The organism is Vibrio sp. 779(2023) (assembly GCF_033344285.1).
GTDB classification, from domain to species: Bacteria; Pseudomonadota; Gammaproteobacteria; order Enterobacterales; family Vibrionaceae; genus Vibrio; species Vibrio alginolyticus.
In genome coordinates, this window is record NZ_JAWPOM010000151.1 from 1 (window position 1) to 1,217 (window position 1,217).

At 43.5% G+C, this 1,217-nt stretch carries 1 protein-coding gene and 1 pseudogene; one reads left to right on the top strand and one right to left on the bottom strand.

Going from position 1 to position 1,217, the window contains the following annotated elements:
- Positions 1-97 (top strand): annotated as a pseudogene (locus tag R8O70_RS25665) (3-deoxy-manno-octulosonate cytidylyltransferase); the annotation flags it as partial.
- Positions 98-174: 77 nt separating this feature from the next.
- Here R8O70_RS25665 and R8O70_RS25670 read toward each other — a convergent pair.
- Positions 175-1,217, bottom strand: a 1,043-nt coding sequence (locus R8O70_RS25670) for a SpoVR family protein (protein WP_318184520.1), incomplete at its 5' end; no start/stop codon positions are given.

The window sequence follows — 1,217 nt, forward strand, 5'->3', positions numbered from 1 at the left end:
AATTCATGTGGCGGTAGCGAAAGAAGCACCAGCAGCAGGCGTTGATACGCCAGAAGATCTTGAAGCCGTTAGAGCTATTGTGGCGAAAAAAGCGTAACGATTCTACTTCTTGCAATTAATAAAAAGGCTCCTTTCATGGAGCCTTTGGCTTTAAGGGGATGAGTATATTTTTTACTAAATGTTTGAATCGTACTGATTGCGTTTTGGACAAGTGGCTAATGTTTCTCTGTGTCCCGTGTCTTTAACTTCTTCTAAGATTACGTCAAAGCCCCATAGGCGATAGACGTGTTTCAATACCTCATCATAACTTTCATCGAGTGGAATGCGGTTATGAGGAACGTACTGCAATGTGAGTGAACGGTCACCACGAACATCCACGTTAAACACCTGAATGTTAGGCTCTAAGTTTGATAGGTTGTACTGCGCTGCCAGAGTTTCTCGAATGCGTTTGTAGCCCATTTCATCATGTATGGCGGAGACTTCAATAAAGTTCTTCCTGTCATCATCGTTGATGGCGAACAGTTTGAAATCACGCATCAATTTCGGAGACAAATATTGGCTGATAAAGCTTTCATCTTTGAAATTATGCATAGCAAAATGCAAGGCATCTAACCAATCTGTTCCTGCTAGATCCGGGAACCACTCTTTATCCTCGTCAGTTGGCTCTTCACAAATACGCTTTATATCGCGGAACATCGCAAAGCCGAGAGCATAGGGGTTGATACCGCTAAAGTAAGGACTGTTGTAAGGTGGTTGAGCAACCACACTTGTATGGCTATGCAAAAATTCAAGAATGAACTTTTCGGACACAATTCCTTCATCATACAAGTGGTTTAGAATCGTGTAGTGCCAGAACGTTGCCCATCCTTCATTCATAACCTGAGTTTGCTTTTGTGGATAAAAGTACTGGCTGATTTTTCGGACGATTCGAACAACCTCGCGTTGCCATGGTTCTAAGAGCGGCGCATGTTTCTCAAAGAAGTAGAGTAGGTTTTCTTGAGGTTCACTAGGGAAGCGCTCTTTAATGTCTTCTTCTTTAGTTTTGGCTCTTGGTACGGTTCGCCACAGTTCATTGACTTGAGATTGCAGATAAGCCTCGCGCTCCTCTTGGCGGGCCTTCTCTTCGGTAATCGAGATTTTCTCTGGTCGTTTGTAGCGGTCGACACCAAAGTTCATTAACGCATGGCAGGAGTCGAGAAGCTTTTCAACCTCTTGAA